Source organism: Photorhabdus aballayi, from assembly GCF_026153155.1.
Taxonomy (GTDB): Bacteria; Pseudomonadota; Gammaproteobacteria; order Enterobacterales; family Enterobacteriaceae; genus Photorhabdus; species Photorhabdus luminescens.
This window is the reverse complement of sequence record NZ_JAPFCD010000068.1, coordinates 1-24,061: the sequence shown is the minus strand read 5'-3', so window position 1 is coordinate 24,061 and position 24,061 is coordinate 1. Positions and strand designations below refer to the sequence as shown.

Sequence of the window (24,061 nt, the reverse complement as noted above, 5' to 3'; positions counted from 1 at the left end):
TGCTGTTAGCATTATCATTTACATCAGAAACTAACTTCTGAGTGGCTGCCAGTGTATTACTGTTGCCTGTTTTGTCTGTGAGTTGAATTATTCCCTTTTGGGTTAATGAGGCGTCGTGAATTTCAACAGCGCTGTTATCAATTAATTTTTTAATAGCAGTAAAAAGCTGACTGTCATTTTTACTGTCTAATTTAATTCCCGCTCCTAATATTGCATTAATTAGTTCACGCTGAACGGTATTAAACCACCCGGCATCTAATAATGTCGGTGCAATACCCGCGGCGACATTGCCGTTAGTAAATTCATCGTTCTTATCTGCGGTATTTGTAATATCACCAATTTTTTGCATAACAAAACCTCACAATAAATGTGATTTGAAAATAATAAATAAAGGGTTATTTAATTGCTGTAACCGAATTGCAAAATTGTGTGGGACGGGCAAAGACGGTTAAATTGACATTCAAGTCGTTTATTACCCCACGAACGTAATGGATCACCGCAATAACTCCCACCAGCCACAGCATAGAAAATAGTAGTTTTGGGGGCATTAATTCGCCAGACAAAAGGCCAATCCTCACCGTTCAAGGCTTCCCCGCAACGAGACTGGCCCGCCCTTGCTTGGCGATATTCAGTGATCGTAATCGTATAGCCCATTGTTGCAGCCAGATTAATAAAAAACTCTTTTGACTGCCCGCCATCTCTTAATAATCGAGAAACAACGGTTTTCTGTCTGAGCGGAATAGTATCAACTTCTCCGATACCGCAATCGTCGGGTAGACCCAATGACTTTTCCCATTCGGGCAACATGATAGTAGCAGTTGCAGGGAAAGCCCCCTCAATTAATCCCCATGCATCCCGATCGCTTCGATAATATGAATGTGCAATCGCTCTTGTTATGGCATTCATAACTGATGAGTGCTGACGAGTCCACGCCAAACCACCGGGTAACAATCCGTTCAATGCTGATGTATAGTCTTCTACGCTATATCGACTCATGTATAAATAACCTCGCCGCGTAATGGTAACTCCCCAATGCCGAGTTTAATATTACTTGTCGGAGATGTGATAACAAATCCCGCAGTTCCCGGCACATCAGCAATCGCATATTGCAGTTCGGAAATGAGCACTCTCCCGGTCCCGTCTGGATTGCCACTTTCAAAAAATACATTATCAATAGCGGCGGCAATGGCATTCGTCACATCACGACTAACATAAGATATGCCGTTGATTGTGACATCAATTTTACGCTGAATTGGAGAACATACCCACACTAGCGCAGTGACTGGCTGCAACGGGTAAATATAATCTGCAACTCTCGCTTGATCCCCTGTTGCTGCCGTTCCGTAATTTTCTAAGCTGGAAAATCCATCAGTACCGGTTGGAAAGCCGCCTTTTCCGTTGTTATCACACATAATATAAATGCCAACGGTCCCTGCGCCCATTGCTCTGCGACGAATCCACACACGAGTTACTCCGGGTACGGACAAGGCCCACAGCTTATAGTCATCATCAGAACCACCCGACAGTAGCCCTTGATACGCAAGCAAAATCCGTGAGCGAAAATCAGATTCCTCTTCAATGTCAGCCCCGCCGATAATCGGCGTTACTGCTTTTCCCTGAACATCCACCCCCGCAATACTCTGATCGAGTGTTAGCACTGTTCCTGCATCAGCATTGCCTGCGCTTCCTCCGCCAGTAACATCATCGGAAATATCCGGCAAAATTGCTGCTATTAATGCATTAGCAGCGCCATCTTGCGCTATGCGGACATCATAAAGCGTTTTGTATTGATAACCGTCGCCACGGTTCAATATTGTTCCTGCCGGGATAATCGTCCCTTCAACGCCGGTAAATAAATAGTCATTGCAAATCGCTGCGTTAGCTGGCTTACGAAAGACCTTTTTCATTGCCCCCCAGCCTGCAAGATGCTCATCTGTCGCAGTAAAGGGCGTAGTTTGCAGCGCAATATAATCAAGATAGCCGTAATGTAAATGGGCCATTCCCGCGTCCATATCAGCAAGAACGCCCATATTAGAAAATCTCAGCAAAGGACCTGGTTCATTGAGTTCAGACTGTAAAAAGCTGCGGTTCTGTTCACGTAGTTCAGATAGTGTTTGTCGTTTAAATGGCATTATTTTTTTCCCATACCCAAAAGAATCTCAGGTCTTCGCTTTCTCTTCCGGGACGCTGATAACGAATGAGCATGTTTAATCGACTCGGATAAACGATTTGAGTGTTGATGTTTACAGAAGCTACAACGCCATCATCTAACATCCATTGAAGAGCCTCACGTGCATAGTCTTCTGCCTTAAGCGCTACCGCGGTAGTGAGTTTTTGGCGACGTATCAGCCATAATCGAGAGCCGATTTGATAATCTGTACCAACATCACCCCACCAGCCGCGCCGGTCTACTCCATCAATTTCATCATCAGTCCGGGCCTGTCTGTCTGTAAACAGACTGACTATCATTGCAGTCTGTAAATCGTTACCCGTGATTAAGTCACCGTTCCCCGCCAACCAATCCGCGTGAATCTTGTTCACATCCCAGTACGAAGTAATATCACTCATACAGGCTCCCCGGTTTGCTGACTCGTCACAGTTGAACCCCCTGACTCAACACCGGCTACTTTATGTGTGTGATTATTATACGAATCACGCAACTGTTTCATTGTTGAAGCATTACTGTTGCAGTTATCAACGATATCGCCTGTGACTTTTAAAATTGGCGTATTGCAGAGCACACTCTCACTTGCATTAATCGTTACCTGCGTGGCGTTATTCACAGTAACGGGCTGGCCCTTTGCTTCAATAGTGATCCCTGATTCTGTCAGCAAAATATGTAAGCCCCACTGGTTATAAACCACAACTTCGCCGGGATTTAAATTCTTATGCCGATATTTTTTATTGTTGCTTGCAATCACTACAGCGCTTGAACGGTCCCCGCCGAGATAACCGATAACAACATCTGTCCCAGGCGGCAATGCAGACGAGAAGCCGAATTCAGCCATTCTCGCCGTATTGTCACGTACTTCTATCGGCGTCTGATACTGAACAACTTGAATGTTTCCGCTATCGCGTGATGTCTTAATTTTTCCGAGCCCCAACATCATTTCAACACGTCGAGATAACTTTCTGATTGCATCATTCATCATCTGATCGTCTCTCTCAAAATTGCATAAAACTCATACGGCTGTACCGCAAAAGCCGCTGGAGGCATTAAGACTAATTGCGCTTGTGTGCCGTTATCACCGTTGCGTGTATAAGTGACTTCTGACAACAGCCATTGCTCATTCTCAAGACCAAAAATAGGTAAGTGAATAGGGATTAGTGTATTGGGCTGCCATAATTTACCGCTGCTATCCCGCCAGCTATCAATCGTCACTTTCAGTACTTTCGAGCGCCCATATCTGCGGTTCATTTCCCAGTCAATAGATTCTTGTGATCGCTTTGCTGATATGAGCGTGCTTTCTATAATGGTGACATAATTCCGATAGCGCATTTTCTTCGCTTCTGGATCACTCGCTGTAGCCAATGTGACGACATCATAACCACTATCATTACTTGTTTCGTTCAGCCCACTTATAGCAAATGACAGGCCGGTGTATTCAGAAAACCGTTCATTCATTGAACTATTATAATCTGATGTTTCGACGTTCTTCCCTTGTTCAACCCCACTAGCCGCTAGCTCGGTGCCTACCCGCGTCATAATTAAGTTACCGTCAGGCAAGTCGTAGTAAAGTAATGCTGCAAAACGAGTAACGCGATCAATCACTTCTTGTGATGACTCGCCCCAGTTCAGTGTGAACTGAGGGACAGCTGGCATATCATCAACATCAGAGGTCACTTGAATGTCATACCATTGTGCTAATTTTTGAGCAATCTGTAACGGGGTAGCTTGACTGATAACGTTGTTCGGCCACTTTGCTGAACAATCTACTAAATCCTGACACTTACCCCGGCCTGATACTTTTATCTCATGCTTATTCTTGGAAATAGACGGGTTCCAGCTATCGATATAGCCCGTTACAACTCTGTCATCCCCCAAAAATACCTCACACTTTTCACCCGGCTCTACGAGTTGTTTCTCATCATTGCCGGGATAGTAATCCATCAGCATCAAATCAAAGTCAGAGGGTAATCGTTCGATACCCCTTGTCACCCTCACGCTGTCCCACCCAAAGATACGTCTCCCGCCGATTACTAGTGAAAGCTCATCATTTTTCATTGTTTCAGCGCCTTAAATTTGACTGGCATAAATGCCGGGTGAATGGGGGAAACTGCTTGCACAAGCTCATCACTGCGAGCGGCATCTTGATAAATTCGGTTAGCAATATTCAGTACGGGTAATACAGAAGGTAAATTAAACTGGGTTAATCTTCCCTTAGCGTCTTTCAGTGAGAAACTTTCAACAAATTCATAACGTAGCTGAACAAGAGCCTGGAAAACATCATCAGCCGCTAAATCGCCGGCTTTAATGATCGCGTTATCAAGAGACTCGCAAACACGCCGCTGAATTGTTGCGGCTTCGTCACGATTAGCGGGAATAAGTTCACTTGCTGTTTTCGCCATCGCTCCAGATGACAGAACAACGAGTAACAATGTAGTGGCTTCCGCTACGTCCCTGTCAAAACTACTTTGCTGATATTGCGTATTTTTAAAGCTTGCAAGATTTTCAAATACCCGAACTTTCTCTGCTGTACTGCCCGTTGCATTAATGATCACATTGATAACTAACTGCACCCCACCAGCCAACCCCTCAATCGAGTTAGCATTGTTGAGTTGCGAGAGGGCTTTTGATATTGCTTCTCGCCCCATCACAGCCCCGGCCATTTTTTCATTGACTACATTTTTATAGTTTTCACTGTCATTGTTTCTCAGTACAACGCCGGTTGCCCCGGACACCGAACCGCCGATTTTACCTCGGCTGTAACGGCCGTAACGTTTGCTACCGAACGTGGAATTCAACATGTCACTGAGATTTGTCACCTCATCAATTGACGATTTCACCATGTTTTCCCAAAAATTAATGGTCTGCTTTATAGTTTTAACGGCTTGCGTGACAGTGCGGATCTCGCCTTTTACCATTGAAATAAATTTAGTGGCTGTCGTTGTGGCTGTTCTGAGCCAATTTGTATTCACTTTACTGTCTGCCGCAGTGCTATTTGTGATGGCAAAGACTTTCAGGCCAGACTCAATCACAGTCAGCGTGAACTCAAACACCCGGCCATTATCGGCACTCTCATTTACACGTAAGCCCGATTCAGTGACGCTGACAGTTAACTCTCCAAGCGTGGGATGTATTAGTGTGCCGTTCGCCCCTTCTTCACACGCTGCTACCAAATTATTACGCTGTGTGATCACATCCGGCGCGGAATACACTTTACTGTCTTGAATGATAAAACCACGAAGAGTGATTTTTCGACTACTGCGCCCTAAGTCTTCAATCCATGCCGTATCACGATAAGGGTATTCATGTACTGCTTGCCGTCTGCCGAAAACACTTTCACCGGACACTACAGCAAACGGTACGCCCCGGAATGATGCCGGATGCAAATGCTCCGACCATTTCCAAGCATCATCTTTCCCCAAAAATGATGAAATGGCGTCTTTAATCAATGGCATATCACCACCTGCGGTTACTTTAGATACAAAAAAACCGCAATTAAGCGGCGCGTGTGGATGCGACAAAAAAGCCACCGGTAAAGTGGCTTTGAAAGGGGTTACTTCCTTATCTTATATAGCGGAATGTTTATCTGAGGTATTCCCATTCTGTTACATGTCGATTGAACGTATTCTCTCCAATACGGCCAAACGTTAAAAGCGACATTATTTTCAGAAAATGCCTTTAACTCGTCGTTTGTAAGTTTAGTTTCAGATAGATAAGTGGCATCAAAAACCGCCTCTATTCCAACAGTAACATCTTCGGACTCTGATCCTTCGCTGCTTGATGGGTCCACTTTCAGCAATCTTATCCCTACAGAGTACTCAAATATATAACATAGCCTGTTGTCTTCCTCGGAAAGGAAAACCTTTATTCTTGATACGTCGCCGTAGGACTGGGTCTTGTGATCTTCATTGAACAATTCTGAGAATACAAAGGAAGAGTGAGCTTCTTCGGAAAGCTTAAAACTTGACTCCCGGATATTGACATTAACAACATGTAATTTGTTTTGAGCATTAATGAGTTCGGCATTCATTATGCTGCATCCTCATAGCTAAGATGTGCTGATGTTAGTTCTATTGTATCCGCTTGAGAAATTTTTCTGTTTTTTTTCTTCCCAGGAAAAATACCTATACAATTATCATCATTACGCCATGAAAGCTGGCCGCTTTTTTGTTTTTTATCAATAGGTAAGGAAACATCTCTGCCATCTAGAGTAATTGTTATATTTGGCTTTGCACCCAAAACAAAACAGATGTCTGATAACGTTCTGAGTGTCATGTTTCTTGAGCCACTAAGAACCTGAGAAACGTATGATTTTGTTTTTCCAAGTTTATCAGCCAGCTCAGATTTTTTAATGGATTTATCTTCCATAGCAAGCAAAACATCTTCCGTTACGTTAAAAACAAGTTCTTCTTGCGCAAACAACATTTTTTCGTTGTTAAAAACGTGATCATTTTTCATGTCCATCCTCCTCGATTCTTCTCCAGTTAGAGTGGATCTTGCGGATGTTAGATTTGTTTAATTTTTGGTAATCTTTGTATATATAGTGGCTGATAAAACAAACGCCACTTTTAGCCTCTGAATACCACAGATAACCCCTTATCGGGATTCTTTTAAGAGCATAAAATTTTTTATTAGATGGAAGGTTGCCTTCGCTAACCAAAGTATCAGAAGCCATTCTTTTGCCATCCGCAAGGCGTTTTATTTGAAGGACTATCTGCATTTCCATGTTTCTCGCCTTTTGCTTAACCAAGCTTTTGGCTGATTCGTAAAAGCTTTCAACGGCACCAACGCAGTGGATTACTGTAAACTTTGAGCCATTGTATACAGGCTCTAGCTTCCCCTCGTCTTCCATCATCATCCTTAGCTCATAGTTAATATATATGTTAACTTTATTTTTATGTCAACGTGAATTATTGTGTAGCTTCTTTCACATGACATTAATCTCAAAATGCCATTCATCAGATCCCCTCGCACAGGGCGTTCTTAATCTGACTAACATTTGATCATTGTTACATTTTTTAATCTATCAGACAAATAAAAACACACTTAAACTAAATTAGACCATCCTTGGCTTACGGCGGCTACCAGCGGTTTTCTATGCTTAAAAAGTCGTTTTTATGAATGGGGTTCTGCCTGACTGTGCGGTGGTGCGCGAAAGGCCCGTAGCGGGGCTAGCTATCTCAAGGAAGATGAAATTCGCAAATCTTTTTAAATTTCTTTGCCTGCTCTTCCGTTAAGTGAGTTGTAATGTCGGCAACCATTGATGCTACCTTACGCTCCGCAGCATCTCCATCACCTCCTTTACACTCCACTTCATCAATGTATGATAAGCATAGAGAACAAAAATCAACCACTTTTTGTTTCAGAATGTTAGAATCTTTATCAACAAAATCGTAATGATGATAGTTTTCAGCTTTCTTCAAATATTCTGAATTTAATACCAACGTGCGAGCAAGGGCCTTAGCTGAATTCGTGGTTCGAATATCACTACCACAATGTTTACACTTGATAGCATTTTTATTGACGAATTCAGCGCAATAAGAACATATTGCATCACTTGATGATCTCCCGAACAAAAGCATCATAAACCCACAAAATGTGACAAACGCTCCGAAAAAAACATGATTATGCTGCGATGCAATCATACCAATATTGCTAACCCTGCCACTTCCATAGTCCGATGGTACGGTTGTTTCCATATTAAAAGCCACAAGAAGCCATATCAAACCAAGGATCAACAGAAAATAACCAAACCTTTTCATTACCAACCTCTTCATTTAATTGAACTGAGCAAGCATCAATCAAGTTCATCATAAATTCAAGATTAAACTGTTAAACAGCATTAAGAGGTGATCACGGATACTGCATAGATGTTGTTACCCGCCCCCCAGTTTTTGCATTAAATTGCTGCCGTTCCCCAGTATTATTGCTGACAATCGTGATTTCTACCTGGAGTTTGTTTTCACCAATTGCCGATTGAATCGCGTCGGCTATATTCTGAGCAAGCTCGCTATTATTTGCTTGATTTGCAAAGATAGAGGGAGGGCGCTTATCCGATTCAGGCAATGCGGGTTGATTTATCATGCGTTGTTGATTCAGATAATATCTGTCACGCAAACCCTGCCATTTTGGGTCAAAGATAGCGGCAGTTATTGCATCTGTAATCTGTTTTTGGCTAAACGGTTGTTGACCATGATTTTCTTGTTTGATCATAGCTACCATTAGATTTTCAAGTACCTTAGGGTCATGCATATCTAATTGTTGATTAGGAAGAAAGCCTGTCTCTTTTGATACGAAATTGATGTATGCTTGAGTATCATTTCTATCCACACCACCAGGAGGTGAATAGGTGCTAATTGTGCTATTAACAGTATTCTTCCCCCTGTCACCGTTCAGCATTAACTGACGGGCTAATGCAGAAAGTCCATCGTGGTTATTTCCAAACTTAACAAATGTTCCACTTTTCCCTTGTACATATCCAATGCCGTTTGGAGCGTCACGCACATTTCCCGGATTTTTAATTCTCAAGCCGAATGAATCTTTTACCGGTTTTCCGTAAGGGTCGGGATATTTTGGAGGTTCTATTTTCGCCGGTTCTGGGACTTTTTGGGGTTGGGGGATATCATCTTTTATTTTATCAGCATCACGTTTACGCTTTTCCTTTTCCCATTCTGCACCAAATCGATCATTAATCTTTTTCTCTAAATCTTTATCAGGTTCACCCCACTGTAAAGAATATCTTTCTCCAAATGAAAGACTTTTCATGAATTTGACATCGTTTAATGCCCTGTCGCGTAAATCACCTTTTTTATAACCACTATAAAGAGTATCGGAATAAGCTTCCCGCTTTTCTGCCTGTTCCTTCATGTAATCATAACCATCCCCTAATGCAAAATTAGCAAACGCAATTTTAGCTCGATTCGTTATTCCTTCAATGCGGGCATCCAAATCATTCTTTTTATCGTTATATTGATTTAATTTATCATTATCGGCCTGTGACCTAGTTAACCCATCTCGATCAGCCTTGCTCAATAGTTCTTGATATATTTCTGGTCCTTTACGTGCCAAGGCCAACCCGTGTTCATCCAAACCGATTTTTTCAGCAATAGTATTTTGAACATCAGACGGATATTTCTGCATAGCCTTGACGACTTCCGGGAAAGTCTTGTATACATCAATCGTGCCGTGCTCATTTTCATAGAGAGGAACCCCCATACCTGTTAATTGAGCTCTAGCTTCTTCCCTTCTTCCCTGTAGTGGATGATTTAAAACTCCATAAAAGCTTTCCACTGATTTTTTAGCATCATCAGCACTAACACCTATGTATCGCATTGCACCGGCTATTCGAGTGAAATCAGGAACATTCATTGCTGAGTTTTTAGCTGCGACATCAAAATCATAGGCTTCTTTTCCCATATCGTTCATTAGCTGAAAGCCTTTCGATATGCCATATGCGGCCATTCCTACACCGCCAATTTTCGCCCCCATCCCCATATATTTCGTTGCCAGTTCACCAAAATTTTTGAGAGGGGGTACCATGTCGCCAATATGTTGCACATTATCTTTGGCGTAACGTGACATATCGCGTAACTTCGTGCCGATGTTAGCTACGCCATCAGAAGCCTCAGAACCACCGAATTTCAGCCCCTCTTTAGTCTTTGTGAGGTTGGGATTGAGACTGTTCAGCCTAGCATTAATTTCATCGATAGCTTTCGTGACGTTCTCATCAGCGTTTAGCTCAAAATCAAAAGCGTTAGCCATTCGTTCGCTCCTTATTCATCCGATTGGCTTGTTCAGCCCACCATTCAAGCCGAGTTCTCGTTAGAGACCACGCATCACGTGGCCCCCACTTGTAGTAAAATGTCACATCTGCGGCTAATTGCTGCCAGCCGCTGAGCGCTTCGAGTCCAAAAAACCTAAAATAAACTCCTGACATTTGTGAAAATCACTGATCGCCATTTTTTTCAACACTGACTCAGGAACGCCGGATACCAGAGAAATTAACAATCGCATAGCGGCAATTGAATGATTTGATTTGTTCTGCGCTTCATAAAACTGTTCAACTTGAATCAACACCGGTTCTTTCAAATCAATCTGCTCGTAGCGGATTTTACCGTCGTTGCTCTCGATCGGGGTATTTAATACGATAGTTTTCGTTGTTTCTAACATGTTGATTCTCCAAATTAATTTTCTGTTACCGAAGTGCCTTCCCAACGGACTTCAAACGTGGCATCTTCGCTGTTGACTTCTTGTGTGTTAACAGTCCACATGCCCTCACCGATGATTGTCTTGCCGTTTGCTATCTCAGCAACGATAGTAACGTTCGTCTGATTATTGAAATCCGCTACCGTGGTCCCGCCACTGTCACGGACTTTGCATGAGATAAAGCCCGCTTGCGGTTTCTCTTTGTAGCCGTGTACATAGTCCATGCCTGTAAGCGTTTCACGAGTCACTGTTGAGGGACTCCAGGTGAAATCCCCCGCAACCATGATCGATATTCCGTCAACTGTGACATAAGCGGTACCCGCGAGCCTGTTTGATGTATTTGCCATTTCATTCCCTCATTATGCTGCTGCGGGTTGTAAGCGGAACTGATTGAGTAGTGCAAAAACACGCAACTGATTGATGAGCGTCCCCGTCCACAACACATCTACGCGATTTGGGTTCTGCGCATTGACTTCAACAATCAGCCCGCTTGCAAAGCTTTTTGAATCCTGCACATAGCCGTTATATTCCAGTGTTTTATACTGAGCGATTAACTCAGCACGGATGACGTTGGGGGTTACGATTGCCGAACCCGGCGCAAAGCGTGTACCATTTTTCACTAACTTCATCCGCGCAAATTTGCTTGTAATTTGAGTGCGAATATGGCGCGTGACGTACATCAGCAAGTACAGGGTTTCAACTTGCAAATAGCTGTCGTCATTATCACCAAAACTATTTTTCTGATATGTCGTAATGACGTTCTCGACTTGTACCGTGCTGTCATCAGCGACTGTAAAGCTGGAAATCCCGCTATGCAGCAAGTTGTTACGCTCAATCAGATCAAGCTGGTCATCTGATGCCGGGGCCAGCACACCACTAATCGGTAATGTCTGTAATGGCCTGCCGGGGTCATTGCGTAGACTTTGTGCGATTGCCCCAGTCAAAGCAGCGGCCCAAACATAATTAGGTGTCGGAGACTTTGTTACGCCAAGTAACGTTTCATGCTGATAGTTGCGCTGCTCACCAAAGCTTGCCAGTTCTCCGTAGGTACCGCTGACAGCGCCGAATGAGTGTCCGTATAACTGTTGTTCCCACGACCAGCGCCCGCCGTTATCAGACAAGAACGCTTTCATATCATCCAGTGATGCCGTATCAGTATACGGATTGACGATGAAGTCAAACGAGCGATCTTTCAGACTAGACAACGCGTCTTTAAGCTCCGGTGCACCCGCTCCGCCTGCCATCTGAGTGATTTTCAAATCCATACCCGCAGGAGTCGCCTCACCGCCTGCCTGCCCCCGGTAATTCAGCCGCAAATCTATGCTGTTACCCGCAGCACATTTATTTTTCGCTGTTAACGTCACGGTGTCAGCCGCGTCATAAGCAACGGTAGCTGTCACTGGTAATACTACTCTCTGATTTATCGCCGCCGCTAATGCCGTAGCCACTGCCTCGGCTTTGTCTGTTGCAACTACAGTGACTTGCACACGTTGACCGCCGATATACAGTGAAATCACTCCGGTATCCGTCGCTGGACTGGATATTTTTACACTGCCTTTAGCGGCTACTGTGCTGTCAGCATCTTGCAGGGGCAACACCCACGTTTCACCCGCATGATCGTTAGCAAAATACGCCGATGACATGCTGTGTAACAGTGAACCATTGCCGTACAAACTAGCTACTTGAGCAGCGGAGGAGACGCGAGCGGGCACATTAGCTTTTTCTGTCGAGGTACTCAGCATCTGACCGATGATCAATGTACGTTGTGTTGCGATAGCACTGTTCGCCATTGAGTTGTCGAACTCGACATAAAACAGGGGTGCACGAATATTATTCGGTACACGTGAAAATGGTACTGCCATTATTCATTCTCCTTGACGGCCTTTTTAACCGCTTTTTCGGCATCAGGCTGACATATTTCAACGTCACCGTCTTTTACTCGACGATGCCAAAAAATATTATTCGGTACTTCCGCGCCGGATTCGGGCAAAAAGACACCCTTTACGGGATCGCGTACACGCCTCCCGACAACAGGTTTTACAAACATGGGTTACTCCTGAGAATTAATTCGAAAATGAGGTTCGGGGGTGCCGTCAGGCATAGCGATTGTGACGTCTATCTCGTCGAGCTGGCCCGCTTCAACTTCATAGAAATCCTCTGGCCCCTGATAGTATTCAATATCCAGTTCAAGCAGCAATTGTGCTGTATGTCCCTCGCCACTGGCATCAATATCAATCGTTGAACGAACCTGAACAAATTGCTGAGTCTGACGAGTGAGCTCATAACTGTTAATTACCGCTCGCTCTATCTGTTCGCGCAACCGTTCGAGAGATTCCTCGGCTTTAGCCGCGCCATCGTCTTCCGCTTCGCTGTCAAGCTCCTGCAACCTGCCAGTAATACGCACAGTAGTGACAGTGTTAAACTGGGGTGCGTTACGACCAAGCGAGTTTTTAACGTCGATTGGAGTTTGTACAAGAATGACCGGATACATATCTTCTGTTGTTGACCAGTCTCGCGGAGAGTAAACCCGCGCTTCTGCATCGGTCTTGTGTTTGAGCGAGTCAATGACTAACGCCCGAATACCTGCCGCATTCATGATTTACCCGTCCTGTTCAGAATGAGTTTAGTTCCACCGTGACTATCAGGCTGAACATCTGCCACGGCAAACAAAGTATTGACCGGAACACCGCCAACGATACTAACGAATACCCGATCACCTTTTTTCGGGGTCGCCTGAAATTCAATATCCCGCACACCCAGAACTGGGGATGTTGTATTAATAGTGCTAGTGTCATCTAATGATTCGACTGTCTGAGTGTACGCCCGGTCAAAGATACCATTTATAAAGTAGGGTTTTCCGCTCGATGGCTTATATTCAACCAGGTCTCCGAACACCCCATGCAGCGGCGCAAGTAAATGCTGATCCCAATTTATTCCCATCATCAAGCCTCGTGACTGATTTTAACGCCGTCATCGACTGTAACAGTCGGGCTTTGAATAAGTGCCTGTTTTCTCAGCTTATTAACGTCAGCCACAACCCCCAGCTCAATCAAATGATTAGCATCCTCTTTACTTAGAGTAAGTTGCACAAACTCATTGTATTCTTTGCTGTTATGCTTAACTGTTTGACCTTTCAGCACAACAACAACGATTGCCTCATCCTCACCTTGATCATCATCATTTTGCTTATCTGTATCGGGAACAGTAGAATCTTCTTCCGCCGTTTCTACCTGATAAGCTGGCAACTCTTGGCCGTCCACCATAAGTTCGGGCGGCAAGCCGCCCAGTTCGTTTTCTTGCTGTTTGTTCTTCGCCATATCACACCACCGTCGCACATAACGAAGCATTAACCCGGCTTGGGATAGCCAACGGCGCGGATTGCATTAATAAATAACGCTGAGCCGGATCGGGGTTTAACCAGCTTTTTGGCGCATAGGCCAAAGGTCCGTAGTTGAAAGTGGGATCAAGAATCGCACCAAATGCACGCGTTCCCATCAAATCCGCACCTGACATGACAACCGCACCATCCGGCAAAATTGGTTTTTCAATATTATCAACAGGATCAATAAACCAGTCGTTGTATAACCAGAGATTAAAGTTGCCCCAAATTCCTTTAAATACCCCTCCTTTTTGAACTGTTGGACCGATATTCACCTGATTGCCGAATGGGTTCAACAATGGAAAAGTTATCGCAGTATCTTTAATGCTGGTATCTAACCGAAATGCTTTCCACGATGATGTTGTAAAAACCAAATCAGTGGGTACTACGCCGGACTCTTTCAGAATTAACGTTTGCCAGGCTTCAATATCATCAGACGGCTGCGTGTTTGTTGCCCCTGCTGCAACTTTTAGCGGCCACTTATCAGAACCACTTAATGTAATAGTCAGGCTAGATGAACGGCCGAAATCAATGACTGTTGCGGGGAAGCCTTCACCAACAACGGTAATTTGTGATTTGACCAAAGCGTTAGCTGCCATCCATTCTAATCGCCGGTTAATCATGTCGATTTGATCTGACATCTCGAATTGCAGATTCAGCATTTCACGTTCAGCCGCTGTGTACTCACCGCCAATGCGTTCCCCAATTTGACGACGAATCGGTTTACGTAAGTCTGGGGCTCGCTTATCTTTGATATAAGCGGGTTTGAATGTGTTTGTCTGGTATTGACGGCTTTCAACCAGCTTCCCTTCAACCAGTGGCGACACGAACGGTGCCATCCTGCGTTTACCAACATCAACATCAATTGATACCTTCTCTGTATCCTCCGTTACTACATTGGGAAAAAATCGATCTAATAGAAAATTTTGGCTAGTCATTAGATTAGGGACGACTTGCACTAATACGTTAGTATCGTAAATGCTAATATTATCACTCATGCAATTTCTCTATATGCAATGCTGACAGCCAGAGCTGCCAGACTGAATTTAAAACGAGCGCATCCCTGCCGGGTAAATGGCATCAAGCGCAGTTAAGCAGGAATTAAGCGACGGGTGCCTGAATGCTGTCGCGGATGAAAATAGCCGAAGGACGTAGCGCGATTTTCAGATCTTCAAGTGTCCAGCTTGTATCAAAAATGAGCTTATGCTGGTTAAACTCGCCAAGCAGATACACACCACACAATTTTGATTCGGTTGTTGTATCAACATCATCAGCGAGAATAGCAATAGGTTTCTCTCTACCATCTTTCGATGTCTTAACACTCAAGGCATACTCTTTTAATTCGGTGATAAGCCCTAAAACCGTCCCCCTCCTCAATTTCCCTACCTTAGCTATGGTCACCGTGTCAGTCACAATTTGAAGCGGGCCAGAGACCAACTGATCAGGGTTGAACATCGTCGATGTCATGCCCGGCGCGAATGGGTTTTGTCCGATTTGTTCCATTATTTTTTACCTTTCACTGAGTTATAGAGACTGGTCGCATTAGCAACAAGGGCTTCAACGGAACCACGCGCAGGTTGACGAGCATCAGGCCCCAGTCTGACTTGTTGGGATTGTTGCATGCGCTCATCTAACGAAGCGCGACGCGGGGCTGAAACGCCCATTGCGGCTAAAGTGCTGATAGCTTCACGTGCCGACATGCGAGTATTGAACGCTAGATGTGCGGCCATGTCGGGGCGATTTGCTGCGTGTTTACTGCCGAAAATAGCGGCACAGCGTTTCTGTTCAGCGCGGCGGCCTTTTTCTTTATCGTCATCCTCTTCGGCATTTTCATCATCGTCGTCATCTTCGGCCCGACGAGACTTAGCCTTTTTCCCTTTTTTAGATGATTTATCCTTATCATCTTGGTCGTCGTCATCTTCGGCATCGGGATCATCATCCTCTGCTTTAGTGTCGTCATCCTCATCTTCGGCGTCTTCTTCGTCGCGGTCCTCTTCTTCGGCACGACGGGATTTCGCTTTTTTGCTTTTTTCTTTGTCATCATCATCTTCTGATGCTGATTTTTTGATACCCAAAAGATGGGCGAAATTCAACTTAGCCATGTATTAAGCTCCTGATTCTCTCAGTAATTTTCGGAATGCAGCATCGGGCGTGATAACCTCGTCAGCTAATCCCAGTCCAACACCCTCAGCGGCTAAAAAACAGGCTGCTTGAGTGCCACGAATAGTTTTTTCAGAAATGCCCCGGTTGCGGGCAACTGTGCTCACAAACAGCTTTCCCATCGTGTCTACGTCATCTTGAATCGCTGCGCGGGCTTGTTCAGACAATTTGATGTATGGGTTACTTTCAGCTTTCCGGTCTCCGTATGTGATGATAGTTACTTGCAGACCGTCCTCTTTGATCCGTTGTGACCAGTCACAATGAATGACTATCACGCCGATTGAACCTACACCGCCAGTCCGGGGAACATAGATTTTGTCGGCTGCACTTGCTAGTGCATAAGCAGCGGAATATGCGTTTTCTGTCAAAATAGCGTGAATAGGCTTTATTCCTCTTGCTGAATAAATCTCGTCCACCAAATCAAAACAGCCCGCCACTTCGCCGCCCGGTGAATCAATATCCAGACAAATTCCTATCACTTCGGGATCATACAGTGCAGTCAGAAAGGATTGCCTGATGCCATCGTATCCCGTCATGCCGCTGTATGGACGCAAAGAATTGAGCTTTTGTACCAGTGTGCCTTGAATTGGGATAACCGCAATCCCTTCCACTACGTCATAACCTGCATCGTTTCGGGGACGTGAGAAGCTGTCGTCATCATCTTCCCATGCCCCCATAGCGTTAATCCGCGTGATACCGAATCGGTCAGTTAACGCGGCCATCACGACTTCGGCTTTACACGGATGTAGTGCCAGTGGGGTATTAAATAGCCGTTGGGCCAAATGGGGTAAATTCATTATTCTACCTTCGGATCTTGAATGGTTTTACCTGCGGGAACATCCAGTTGCGCCCAGCTCGGCGGAGTCAAACCACGTTCTTTGAATGCGTCGAGTTCACGTTTACGCTGATCGAGCATCTCCTCCCAGTCTTCACCGGCATTTTCTGCGGCTTCCATTTCTAAAGTGGATAAACCTGCATCCATCCCAAGAATTGCGCCTTTTTTCTCCGCAACAGGATCTACCCACCCACGGCCCGGCCCCATCCATTGAGCGCGACAATAAGCCGCCCGCGCTTCAAGAAAATCAGGGGAACCAGCCGGTAACGGTAAATCTTCTGTATCGTGAATTTCTTCAATAAAAGCGGTCAAAATGGGTTGAGCAAAGCCGATTGAGAAATCAGCGCGGCGACGTGTCAGCGTCTTCCATGCTTCCAGCATGGCAGAACGCGCTGAACTGTAGTTCACATCCGACCAGTCTTGCGTCACTTGTTGCGTAGAAAGTCCCGTTGCTGCGGCGATATTACGTAACGCGGCACTTTCAAAGCCTTCAAAGTTGCTATGCGGACGTGCTGCGTTAACTGTCGTGATTTTCTCACCGGGATACATAATCGGGATGCGTGCCCCGTTTTGCAAAGACAAGCGCCTGTCATTATGAAACTCAACGCGTCCTTGTTGGTAAGCGCCCAAATTCTCGTCTTCGCTTTCACCCAAAGCCGCTTCAACAAGAGCCGGATCATACGGGGACTCAATATAAGCGCCGAATATCGCATTTAGAATTGCAGCTTCAAGTTCGCTCTGGTCATACTTAATGAGCATTTTCAGACGCTGAACCACCGGGGTTAGAATGCCGTTGCCACGGTGCTGTGCTCCGCGCTCATGGTCAAAGTCATGAACTACATGAGGGCGTCCCCACTGTGTTTCACGCGGTATACGCTCCCACGTCATCGTTTTTGCACCACTCCACCAATCTCCAATGTGAGCTTCCCGAATATGATAAAACACAGGAGCGCCGTCATCGTCTATCTCTACACCGCCTCTTATGTGCGGCATGTCGAAATTCTGTTGGGGATTACTCAATCGGTCAGGGTCCACAATTTGAATTGTCGTAGCATAACGCCCCTTGCCTAAGCCTAATCTGTCTGTTCGATATTGCAGCACCGCAAGCGCATCACCATCTAACAGCTTATGCCGGAAGCCCAAGCGCAACATTTGTGAAACAGTTTGCTTACGCTCAACGTCACAATAACGACCGGGATCATTGGCCCAACTACGCCAGTGAGCTTCTACAACTTTTCCGTACTCGTCAGCCCATGTTGCATCAAATTTTTGATTACCGGTCATCAACGCCAGCATCCGATAATCAGGCTTAATGATTGGCCGGAAATTAGCGCCGATGGCATTATCAAGAACACGTGTTATCGTGCCGCTGGCCCAGCCGTCATTTCGTGCTAAATCACGGACACGCGACACAATTCGGTCACGATAAATATTGATTTCGTTGTCTGGCGACCACAGCGCCGGCTGCCAGTTTGCAAGCTGATCGCTGAATGTGTCGGCGGCGTCATACGGAACACGACCACCACCGACAAGCATAGACATTTTCGGGCGAGAAGGTGGTAACGGCTGTCCGTTCGGTCCTAAAATTCGTATTTCACTCATATCAATACCTAAGCCTTATTGGACGACGCGGCCGGGAGACAATGCCCAGCTGGGCTTGCAACAGTTGGATCAGCGCCAGTAAATCCGCTAGCGAGCTTTGTTGATAAGAAACTGACCGCGTGCCGTCTCCCTGTGTGTAAGAAAAAGACACACCTCTGCTTCCCGTCGCCAGATCGATATAAGCTTGTTGGGCTTTCGCAAGTGCATCTTTAAGTTGCTCACGCGTCATCGCACCAGCTAATAAACTCGTGTTTCTGTTAAACATAAATATCCTTGAGATAGCGGAGGGTTAAGACGGCAAAAGTTGGGATATACGTTTCCGTTTCGGCTTTTCCGGTTCCTGAATAATAACGCCGGGATATTGCAAACTGGGTTTTTCTTCTGGCTCTACTGGCGGCGGTAATAGTCTACCCGGATTGGTCGTAATGCTTGTGACTAGTGCATTCAGCTTTAATCCCATATGCAGCAAACCACACAAGGCCGCATAACCATAAACCCGGCAGTCCAGCGCTTCATTAGCGCGGCCCGGTAATTGTTCCCAGACACGAAACCGTTGTCCGCCTGATTCTTTTAATACAGAACGCTCGGCCAGAAGCTGACTGAAATAATTCAGGTCCCTGTCTGCCGGGAAATGCATATAACTGGCCGCGGCCTCGCCGGGTAGCGGTGGATTGATATGTAATCTCCCGCGGATCGTATCCTTAGCCGCATTGACGCCAAGAATAATAGGCTTGAAACTCGACTTAGTGCGGGATGTCGGTTTCTTTGTCGGCCAGACTGGGGAGCGTTTACCACCTCGTGCCGATTCCCCTTTAATTGCCCATATCCGGCGCCCTATTCTGGCTTTCGAAAATTCGTAGACTTTTTGGGTATGGTGGCCGCCAGAATCCATGCATGCCGCCATAATCGTAAAACCACGGCCATCAGCCCGGCGCCAGACCTGTTTAAGATAGTGATCTAAGCGTTTCCACGGTTCATCGGTTTCAAGATCACCTTCAATAACATCATAAGCAATAGACCAGCTTTCCTCATTCCTTCCCCAGCCGATAATTTCAATTTCGAATCTGTCATCTTGGGTATCAATACCCGCAGTCAAAACAGCTACGCCATCCGGTACCTCAGCAGCGAACACTTCGCAACGCTCAAGCAGGCGCTTTTCACTGAGCGCTTTCTCTCCCCTATCTTCGTAGGGTTCACCTAAAACGAGGTTGATAAATGTCTGACGCATCAAGGGGTCATTTTTTACCCGCAACCATTCAGCAACTAAGTATTTCCACGCTGCGTTAGGGAACAGACTGTAACCCGCCCAGATATGAAACCCGGCATGACCTTTAAACGGCTTCGTTGACCGCCATTCTCCGCGTTTTATCATGCCGGCTTTTTCGTTGTGATGGATCACACAACCGTTATGACGACAAACGTAATAAGCGGATTCCGGTATCCCTTCCCCGTGTTCGTCTTTGTCCCACTTAATCCCGTAAGGGGTATCCGGGCCGCCCCACTCTAATACTTGATATTCATTACAATGCGGGCACGGAACGTAATAGTAACGCTGGTCACTATCACCAAAAGATTTCTCAATACGGCTAGTGCCTTTTACCGTAGGGGTTGAACCCAATACAATCTTTCGGTTCCAGAATGTTTCAGAGCGCTTTGTACCCAGTGCTATCTGATCCCCTTCGACACCGGCACCGCCAGACGGGTACCCATCCACTTCATCAAACAAGATGATTCGGCAAGTAATACGACGAAATCCCCCAGGACTGTTAGCTCCTACAAGAGTCAAATTAGCACCATTCAAAAACGTTTTTTTCAAGATGGTCTGATTACTGCTCTTGGCTTTCGGGTCACCAGATATCTCTGCTAACACCGGGGTGTCACGCAGCATCGGCGCAATCTCGGTTTTACTGTAGTCCTCCGCATCCTCAACGCGCGGCTGAACAACCAGTATTGGAGAGGGATCATGTGCCAGATAATAACCGACAACGTGATCCAGTATTTTTGTATACCCGACACGCGCCGATTTCATGACAGATACGTAGGTAACAGCCGGGTCTGTAATGGCATCCATCATGCCATCTTGATACGCGAACGAACGAAAACGGCCCGTTTGGGCGCTGGTTTCTTTTGACAGTACGGCGTATTTGTTAGCCCATGCACTTAATGAAAGTGGTTCGGGAGGGCGGATGTCAGGGCGACGCTTATATAAATCTTGCGTGAAGTTCTGCCAGGCGGAGGTATTAGCTTTCTCCTCTATTGTTATCATCAAGGCTTAATTCCTCCATCGCCTCGTAAACCACCTCCTGTAACGCTTGAACAAACTCCGTATCATTAGCAGTAGAAGCCAGCACACGCAAACGAGGTCCGTGTTCAGGAGCAATAGCAATCAGACGAGTGCGCATTCTTGAATATTCTTGTCCCACCGCTTCAATCATGTCTTTATACGGCAGCACCTGGCCGGATTTAATTTGGTACTCTAATTGAGTAAGCAACGCGAGAAAGTTTTCTTTCAACGTCCGGGCTTCGTCGAATGTCATTGTTGCGCCTTTTTCAGCGATCATCCGCTCAACAATTTTTGTCGGTGACTCTGCGCCAGAACTGTTACCTTGAGAGTTGTTACCTGACTTGTTACCCTGTTTGTTACCTGTGTTTTTTTTATCGGGCCGGGTAACAGATTTTCGATAGCGTTCGACATTGGCATTAGATGCTTCAACATTGATATCGTCACCGTCAAGAACCAGCCAGCCGCGAGCTTTCCATTGAGTCACTGTCTTACGGCTGACACCGTGCAATTTGGCAAATTCTGACTGATTCATTTATCACCTGTTACCTAAATTTCAAAGACTTATAGCTAGTGAAACATCGGGGCGCGCAATGCCCCTAAAATATCAATCACTTAGTAAGGACCCATTTCATCTAGATGAGAATTAATATCATTTAATATCTTGATGATGAGTCCAGAATTACTAATTTACCATCAAAACCAGTTACTATTTAGCCGTTCGTATTGCGTCATCTAAAGCTTGACTGATAGCTTGCGGCATTAATGCATCAGCCATTTTCATAGCACGTTCCTGATAGCCTAAAATCGGTGCAACTGGCAGAGCATCACCGAAGCGGATAAGCAACTTAGGCATTGGCTGCTTCTGCCTTTCTCGACGTGTGCCGTTTGGAGAACGCTTTAACCGCTTCTTACCTTTCTTCCCTTTTTTAGCTTTCTTGCGTTTCCATACCCCATTTATCCCGTCTATCTCACCAATGAATGTGTCAGGCTTGGCTTTTAACTGCTGGAGCTTATTACGGGGTAAGTTGCCATATTTATTTAACTTAATATCCTTTGGATTTAATAACGCACTGCTATTAAGTTTATGTACCCCACCGACTTCAAATGGTGTCAGATAGCTCGCGGCAATATCACGCACGAACACTTTAGCCGTGAGATTATTCTTACGAGCACCAACCGAGCCAACAGACTTAACAGTAAATGGCGTTGGGTTATCCAGCTTACGCTCTATCGCTTTCTTTTCAGCTTGTTCAATCTGTCGAGCGACTTTTGTTAATGCCTGCGCGGTAGCAAACGGGACTTGCTTCTTTATTTGAGTCAGCTTGTTAGACAGTTCTTTTAATCCTGCCATTTTATTGACCTTAAGTTAAATAGATAACTGCAACTCCGCACCAATTAATCCAAGTGCAAAAATAGCCTCTTCCGGGTAATCAGCCAGCATCTTACGCATTACCTTCTCGCATTCGCGAATGTTTTTTTGTTGCTGCTCTGACAGCGAGGCAATTAACCCTCGAAACATCAGTATTGTTTGTTCATCTTGTGTCATAATTTTCCCTTTATATTAAGATGGCTTTAATTGCTTATAGTCAACTAAAGGATAAACATGAAGAAAATATATTTATGCGCACTATTACTATTAGCGTCAACATTTGCATTTGCCACTAAAGATGTATCTTTTACTATGCTCTGTATATGGGATGAACTTGATAAGGCCGATGATAGTAAATACCAAGCGATTACTATATACAAAGAAAACGATCATCAATATCTTGAAATAGCGCCAACGGTTAAAAACAATATTCCATCACCTACATATGTCATGAGGACAAAAGGAGGATATATCTCCAATGGAAAAGCTAAATTTTATAAAGATTTCTATTGGATGGGCAATGATACTCGGTTAACACTATTGCGAGGAGATCGAATTGAAATAATAATAGAATCAATATCGTCCCCATCTATGCCTGTTTCGATTGCCAATTGCAAAGACTTAAAATACAACCATATCCAATAATGAGTAATCACATTTGACCATCGACACCTCTAATATCATCTTTGAGAGCTGGTTCTTCCAGCTCTAACCCTTTCCAGTTTGGAAACAGTTGGAATTAGAACTTTATGCTACGTCTTAAAATATAACACCGGGGAAAACTGAGACCACCGGCATGATAAACTTATACAAAACTCTGTCAAAGTCACTATGGAGGCACCTTTTGTAGAATTTTATAAAATGGCTACTATCGAGCACTCTTGCAGTAGAATGCTCTGAATTAGTTACTCTTCATCTATTATTGACACTGAGTTTTGATATAGTCTTGCAAGTATTTCGTTTGCTGCTCGTTCTCAACAATCATTCGTCGCAGATCGAAATAATCTTGTTCAGTTGCCGGGTTAAGTCGTGGGGTGGCTGCATGGCCCACGCTGCCGGAGGAGCCGGCTTTACTCTTTGGACATGTAGCCGCGATGCGCAACCGGCGACGACCAGCGGCAACATCATTGCGAAGAACATCAATTTCAGATTTCGCATGAGCAAGTTCCTGAGTATGTTTAACATCCAGTTCAGACAGGAGCTTTATCCGCTCCTGCTGATTAACGATTTCATTCTGCTGCTCCAGCAGCTCACTCTGTAGCTTAACTGTCGTATCAAGCTGTTTGGTATACTTACCGTAATAGTGGTAAGCCAGAAGCGAGACAAGCGCTAGTGCAATAACAGTATAACCATGAGAGTTAAACTTCATAATATCGCTCTACAAAAGTGAAAAGGCTTTATCAATGACCGCATTGCTATAAGGTTGACTACCGTTTTCCATGGTAATAACCGACTTAATAAGCTTTGTCATAAATACCTTATTAAATACATCAACAACCTGATCACCAGTCACCTCCGTGTCCTTACATACGTGGTTAATATAGGAATCAGTATTATTTTCATTATGGGGAGCCCATCGTGAAATGATACCTTTCACTGTTTTAAGGCCATGTTTCCGATTGTAATTATGCAAAATTTTAATCATTGCCCGAATACCATATTCAGGGCTGACAAACTGACAGAAAGATTGGTCGGTACGTTGTGATTCCGGTACCAAGCCTTGCCAATCATCACCCCAACGAATGTTGCCAGGGTTGTTATTGCGAATACCTCTACTGATTTGCATCAGATACCCCCGCTTTATTACGCAAAGTTCCACGCATTAACTGGCCGAAAAAGTCAGTTCCCAAATAACCAATAATGACACTGCCGATATATGCCAAATCAGTACTTAAATTTAGAAAGACGAGCAAGTCACGAATGAACCACGCAATAAGCGCACACATCATTGCATCGATGATTGTCTTCCAGAACTTACCGCCGTTATAGCGACCTCGGAGATAAGCCATTAAACCGGCCAGTGCCGCACCTATACCCTGTTCTTTGACTGATAGCAGCCA

Annotated in this window: 33 protein-coding genes; 1 reads left to right on the top strand and 32 read right to left on the bottom strand. The window is 45.0% G+C overall.

Features of this window, described 5'->3' with window-relative positions; all coding sequences use genetic code 11:
* The 29 genes from OO184_RS22060 to OO184_RS21920 form a co-directional block, all read right to left on the bottom strand.
* Nucleotides 1-349 (bottom strand): phage tail protein (locus OO184_RS22060; protein WP_265381012.1); only part of this gene is annotated, 349 nt, incomplete at its 3' end.
* A 50-nt stretch (nucleotides 350-399) separates the two neighbouring features.
* On the bottom strand, nucleotides 400-996 hold the full coding sequence (locus OO184_RS22055) for a YmfQ family protein (protein WP_265381011.1): 597 nt from the start codon (nucleotides 994-996) through the stop codon (nucleotides 400-402).
* The gene (locus tag OO184_RS22050) at nucleotides 993-2,132 is read right to left on the bottom strand and encodes a baseplate J/gp47 family protein (RefSeq protein ID WP_265381010.1); all 1,140 of its coding nucleotides are present in this window, start codon (nucleotides 2,130-2,132) and stop codon (nucleotides 993-995) included. The genes OO184_RS22055 and OO184_RS22050 overlap by 4 nt, the downstream gene beginning before the upstream one ends.
* Nucleotides 2,122-2,568 (bottom strand): phage GP46 family protein, encoded by a 447-nt coding sequence (locus tag OO184_RS22045; protein WP_265381009.1) that lies wholly within the window; start codon nucleotides 2,566-2,568, stop codon nucleotides 2,122-2,124. Before OO184_RS22045 ends, OO184_RS22050 begins: the two co-directional genes overlap by 11 nt.
* Nucleotides 2,565-3,149, bottom strand: coding sequence for a phage baseplate assembly protein domain-containing protein (locus tag OO184_RS22040; protein ID WP_265381016.1), 585 nt, complete (start codon nucleotides 3,147-3,149; stop codon nucleotides 2,565-2,567). Before OO184_RS22040 ends, OO184_RS22045 begins: the two co-directional genes overlap by 4 nt.
* Complete coding sequence (locus tag OO184_RS22035; RefSeq protein ID WP_265381008.1) at nucleotides 3,149-4,225, bottom strand: phage baseplate assembly protein; 1,077 nt, start codon at nucleotides 4,223-4,225, stop codon at nucleotides 3,149-3,151. Before OO184_RS22035 ends, OO184_RS22040 begins: the two co-directional genes overlap by 1 nt.
* Complete coding sequence (locus tag OO184_RS22030) at nucleotides 4,222-5,688, bottom strand: DNA circularization protein (RefSeq protein ID WP_265381007.1); 1,467 nt, start codon at nucleotides 5,686-5,688, stop codon at nucleotides 4,222-4,224. Before OO184_RS22030 ends, OO184_RS22035 begins: the two co-directional genes overlap by 4 nt.
* A 32-nt stretch (nucleotides 5,689-5,720) precedes the next feature.
* Complete coding sequence (locus OO184_RS22025) at nucleotides 5,721-6,197, bottom strand: hypothetical protein (RefSeq protein ID WP_265381006.1); 477 nt, start codon at nucleotides 6,195-6,197, stop codon at nucleotides 5,721-5,723.
* Complete coding sequence (locus OO184_RS22020) at nucleotides 6,197-6,625, bottom strand: helix-turn-helix domain-containing protein (protein WP_265381005.1); 429 nt, start codon at nucleotides 6,623-6,625, stop codon at nucleotides 6,197-6,199. The genes OO184_RS22025 and OO184_RS22020 overlap by 1 nt, the downstream gene beginning before the upstream one ends.
* A complete protein-coding gene (locus tag OO184_RS22015; protein WP_265381004.1) occupies nucleotides 6,615-7,025 on the bottom strand; it encodes a hypothetical protein in 411 nt (136 codons plus the stop codon). The genes OO184_RS22020 and OO184_RS22015 overlap by 11 nt, the downstream gene beginning before the upstream one ends.
* Nucleotides 7,026-7,347: 322 nt before the next feature.
* Nucleotides 7,348-7,929 carry a hypothetical protein gene (locus OO184_RS22010; RefSeq protein WP_265381003.1) on the bottom strand — a complete coding sequence of 194 codons (582 nt, stop codon included), beginning with the start codon at nucleotides 7,927-7,929 and terminating at the stop codon, nucleotides 7,348-7,350.
* A gap of 91 nt (nucleotides 7,930-8,020) precedes the next feature.
* Nucleotides 8,021-9,928: a hypothetical protein gene (locus OO184_RS22005; RefSeq protein WP_265381002.1), complete on the bottom strand. Its 1,908-nt coding sequence runs from the start codon at nucleotides 9,926-9,928 to the stop codon at nucleotides 8,021-8,023.
* A gap of 114 nt (nucleotides 9,929-10,042) precedes the next feature.
* Nucleotides 10,043-10,336, bottom strand: a complete 294-nt coding sequence (locus OO184_RS22000; protein WP_265381001.1) for a phage tail assembly protein — start codon at nucleotides 10,334-10,336, stop codon at nucleotides 10,043-10,045.
* Between the two features lie 14 nt (nucleotides 10,337-10,350).
* On the bottom strand, nucleotides 10,351-10,719 hold the full coding sequence (locus OO184_RS21995) for a phage tail tube protein (protein WP_265381000.1): 369 nt from the start codon (nucleotides 10,717-10,719) through the stop codon (nucleotides 10,351-10,353).
* A gap of 12 nt (nucleotides 10,720-10,731) precedes the next feature.
* A complete protein-coding gene (locus OO184_RS21990) occupies nucleotides 10,732-12,234 on the bottom strand; it encodes a phage tail sheath subtilisin-like domain-containing protein (protein ID WP_265380999.1) in 1,503 nt (500 codons plus the stop codon).
* Complete coding sequence (locus OO184_RS21985) at nucleotides 12,234-12,419, bottom strand: DUF2635 domain-containing protein (protein ID WP_265380998.1); 186 nt, start codon at nucleotides 12,417-12,419, stop codon at nucleotides 12,234-12,236. The genes OO184_RS21990 and OO184_RS21985 overlap by 1 nt, the downstream gene beginning before the upstream one ends.
* A 3-nt stretch (nucleotides 12,420-12,422) precedes the next feature.
* A complete protein-coding gene (locus OO184_RS21980; RefSeq protein WP_265380997.1) occupies nucleotides 12,423-12,968 on the bottom strand; it encodes an ATP-binding protein in 546 nt (181 codons plus the stop codon).
* Nucleotides 12,965-13,312: a head-tail joining protein gene (locus OO184_RS21975; protein ID WP_265381015.1), complete on the bottom strand. Its 348-nt coding sequence runs from the start codon at nucleotides 13,310-13,312 to the stop codon at nucleotides 12,965-12,967. The genes OO184_RS21980 and OO184_RS21975 overlap by 4 nt, the downstream gene beginning before the upstream one ends.
* A gap of 2 nt (nucleotides 13,313-13,314) precedes the next feature.
* Nucleotides 13,315-13,689, bottom strand: a complete 375-nt coding sequence (locus OO184_RS21970) for a hypothetical protein (RefSeq protein ID WP_265380996.1) — start codon at nucleotides 13,687-13,689, stop codon at nucleotides 13,315-13,317.
* A gap of 1 nt (nucleotide 13,690) precedes the next feature.
* Nucleotides 13,691-14,749, bottom strand: a complete 1,059-nt coding sequence (locus tag OO184_RS21965; RefSeq protein WP_265380995.1) for a major capsid protein — start codon at nucleotides 14,747-14,749, stop codon at nucleotides 13,691-13,693.
* 103 nt (nucleotides 14,750-14,852) lie between these two features.
* Entirely contained in the window at nucleotides 14,853-15,254 is a 402-nt protein-coding gene (locus OO184_RS21960) for a head decoration protein (RefSeq protein ID WP_265380994.1), read from the bottom strand.
* Nucleotides 15,254-15,853, bottom strand: a complete 600-nt coding sequence (locus OO184_RS21955; RefSeq protein WP_265380993.1) for a hypothetical protein — start codon at nucleotides 15,851-15,853, stop codon at nucleotides 15,254-15,256. The genes OO184_RS21960 and OO184_RS21955 overlap by 1 nt, the downstream gene beginning before the upstream one ends.
* Nucleotides 15,854-15,856: 3 nt before the next feature.
* Nucleotides 15,857-16,708, bottom strand: coding sequence for a S49 family peptidase (locus OO184_RS21950; protein WP_265380992.1), 852 nt, complete (start codon nucleotides 16,706-16,708; stop codon nucleotides 15,857-15,859).
* Nucleotides 16,708-18,348 (bottom strand): phage portal protein, encoded by a 1,641-nt coding sequence (locus tag OO184_RS21945; protein ID WP_265380991.1) that lies wholly within the window; start codon nucleotides 18,346-18,348, stop codon nucleotides 16,708-16,710. The genes OO184_RS21950 and OO184_RS21945 overlap by 1 nt, the downstream gene beginning before the upstream one ends.
* A 1-nt stretch (nucleotide 18,349) precedes the next feature.
* Nucleotides 18,350-18,613, bottom strand: a complete 264-nt coding sequence (gpW, locus tag OO184_RS21940; protein ID WP_088372881.1) for a gpW family head-tail joining protein — start codon at nucleotides 18,611-18,613, stop codon at nucleotides 18,350-18,352.
* Between the two features lie 24 nt (nucleotides 18,614-18,637).
* Nucleotides 18,638-20,614 carry a phage terminase large subunit family protein gene (locus OO184_RS21935; RefSeq protein ID WP_265380990.1) on the bottom strand — a complete coding sequence of 659 codons (1,977 nt, stop codon included), beginning with the start codon at nucleotides 20,612-20,614 and terminating at the stop codon, nucleotides 18,638-18,640.
* Complete coding sequence (locus OO184_RS21930) at nucleotides 20,589-21,164, bottom strand: RNA polymerase subunit sigma-70 (protein ID WP_265380989.1); 576 nt, start codon at nucleotides 21,162-21,164, stop codon at nucleotides 20,589-20,591. Before OO184_RS21930 ends, OO184_RS21935 begins: the two co-directional genes overlap by 26 nt.
* Nucleotides 21,165-21,338: 174 nt before the next feature.
* The gene (locus OO184_RS21925) at nucleotides 21,339-21,983 is read right to left on the bottom strand and encodes a hypothetical protein (protein ID WP_265380988.1); all 645 of its coding nucleotides are present in this window, start codon (nucleotides 21,981-21,983) and stop codon (nucleotides 21,339-21,341) included.
* Between the two features lie 15 nt (nucleotides 21,984-21,998).
* Nucleotides 21,999-22,178, bottom strand: coding sequence for a hypothetical protein (locus tag OO184_RS21920; RefSeq protein WP_265380987.1), 180 nt, complete (start codon nucleotides 22,176-22,178; stop codon nucleotides 21,999-22,001).
* A gap of 57 nt (nucleotides 22,179-22,235) precedes the next feature.
* Here OO184_RS21920 and OO184_RS21915 point away from each other — a divergent pair, with 57 nt between their 5' ends.
* On the top strand, nucleotides 22,236-22,646 hold the full coding sequence (locus tag OO184_RS21915; protein WP_265380986.1) for a hypothetical protein: 411 nt from the start codon (nucleotides 22,236-22,238) through the stop codon (nucleotides 22,644-22,646).
* A gap of 274 nt (nucleotides 22,647-22,920) precedes the next feature.
* Here the strand turns inward: OO184_RS21915 and OO184_RS21910 are convergent, their stop codons facing one another.
* From OO184_RS21910 to OO184_RS21900, 3 genes are read right to left on the bottom strand one after another with little or no spacing between them, the layout of a single operon-like run.
* Nucleotides 22,921-23,370, bottom strand: coding sequence for a lysis protein (locus OO184_RS21910; protein ID WP_265380985.1), 450 nt, complete (start codon nucleotides 23,368-23,370; stop codon nucleotides 22,921-22,923).
* Nucleotides 23,371-23,379: 9 nt separating this feature from the next.
* Nucleotides 23,380-23,781, bottom strand: coding sequence for a structural protein (locus tag OO184_RS21905; RefSeq protein ID WP_265381014.1), 402 nt, complete (start codon nucleotides 23,779-23,781; stop codon nucleotides 23,380-23,382).
* Nucleotides 23,774-24,058, bottom strand: a complete 285-nt coding sequence (locus tag OO184_RS21900; RefSeq protein WP_265381013.1) for a phage holin, lambda family — start codon at nucleotides 24,056-24,058, stop codon at nucleotides 23,774-23,776. The genes OO184_RS21905 and OO184_RS21900 overlap by 8 nt, the downstream gene beginning before the upstream one ends.
* Nucleotides 24,059-24,061: the final 3 nt, after the last annotated feature.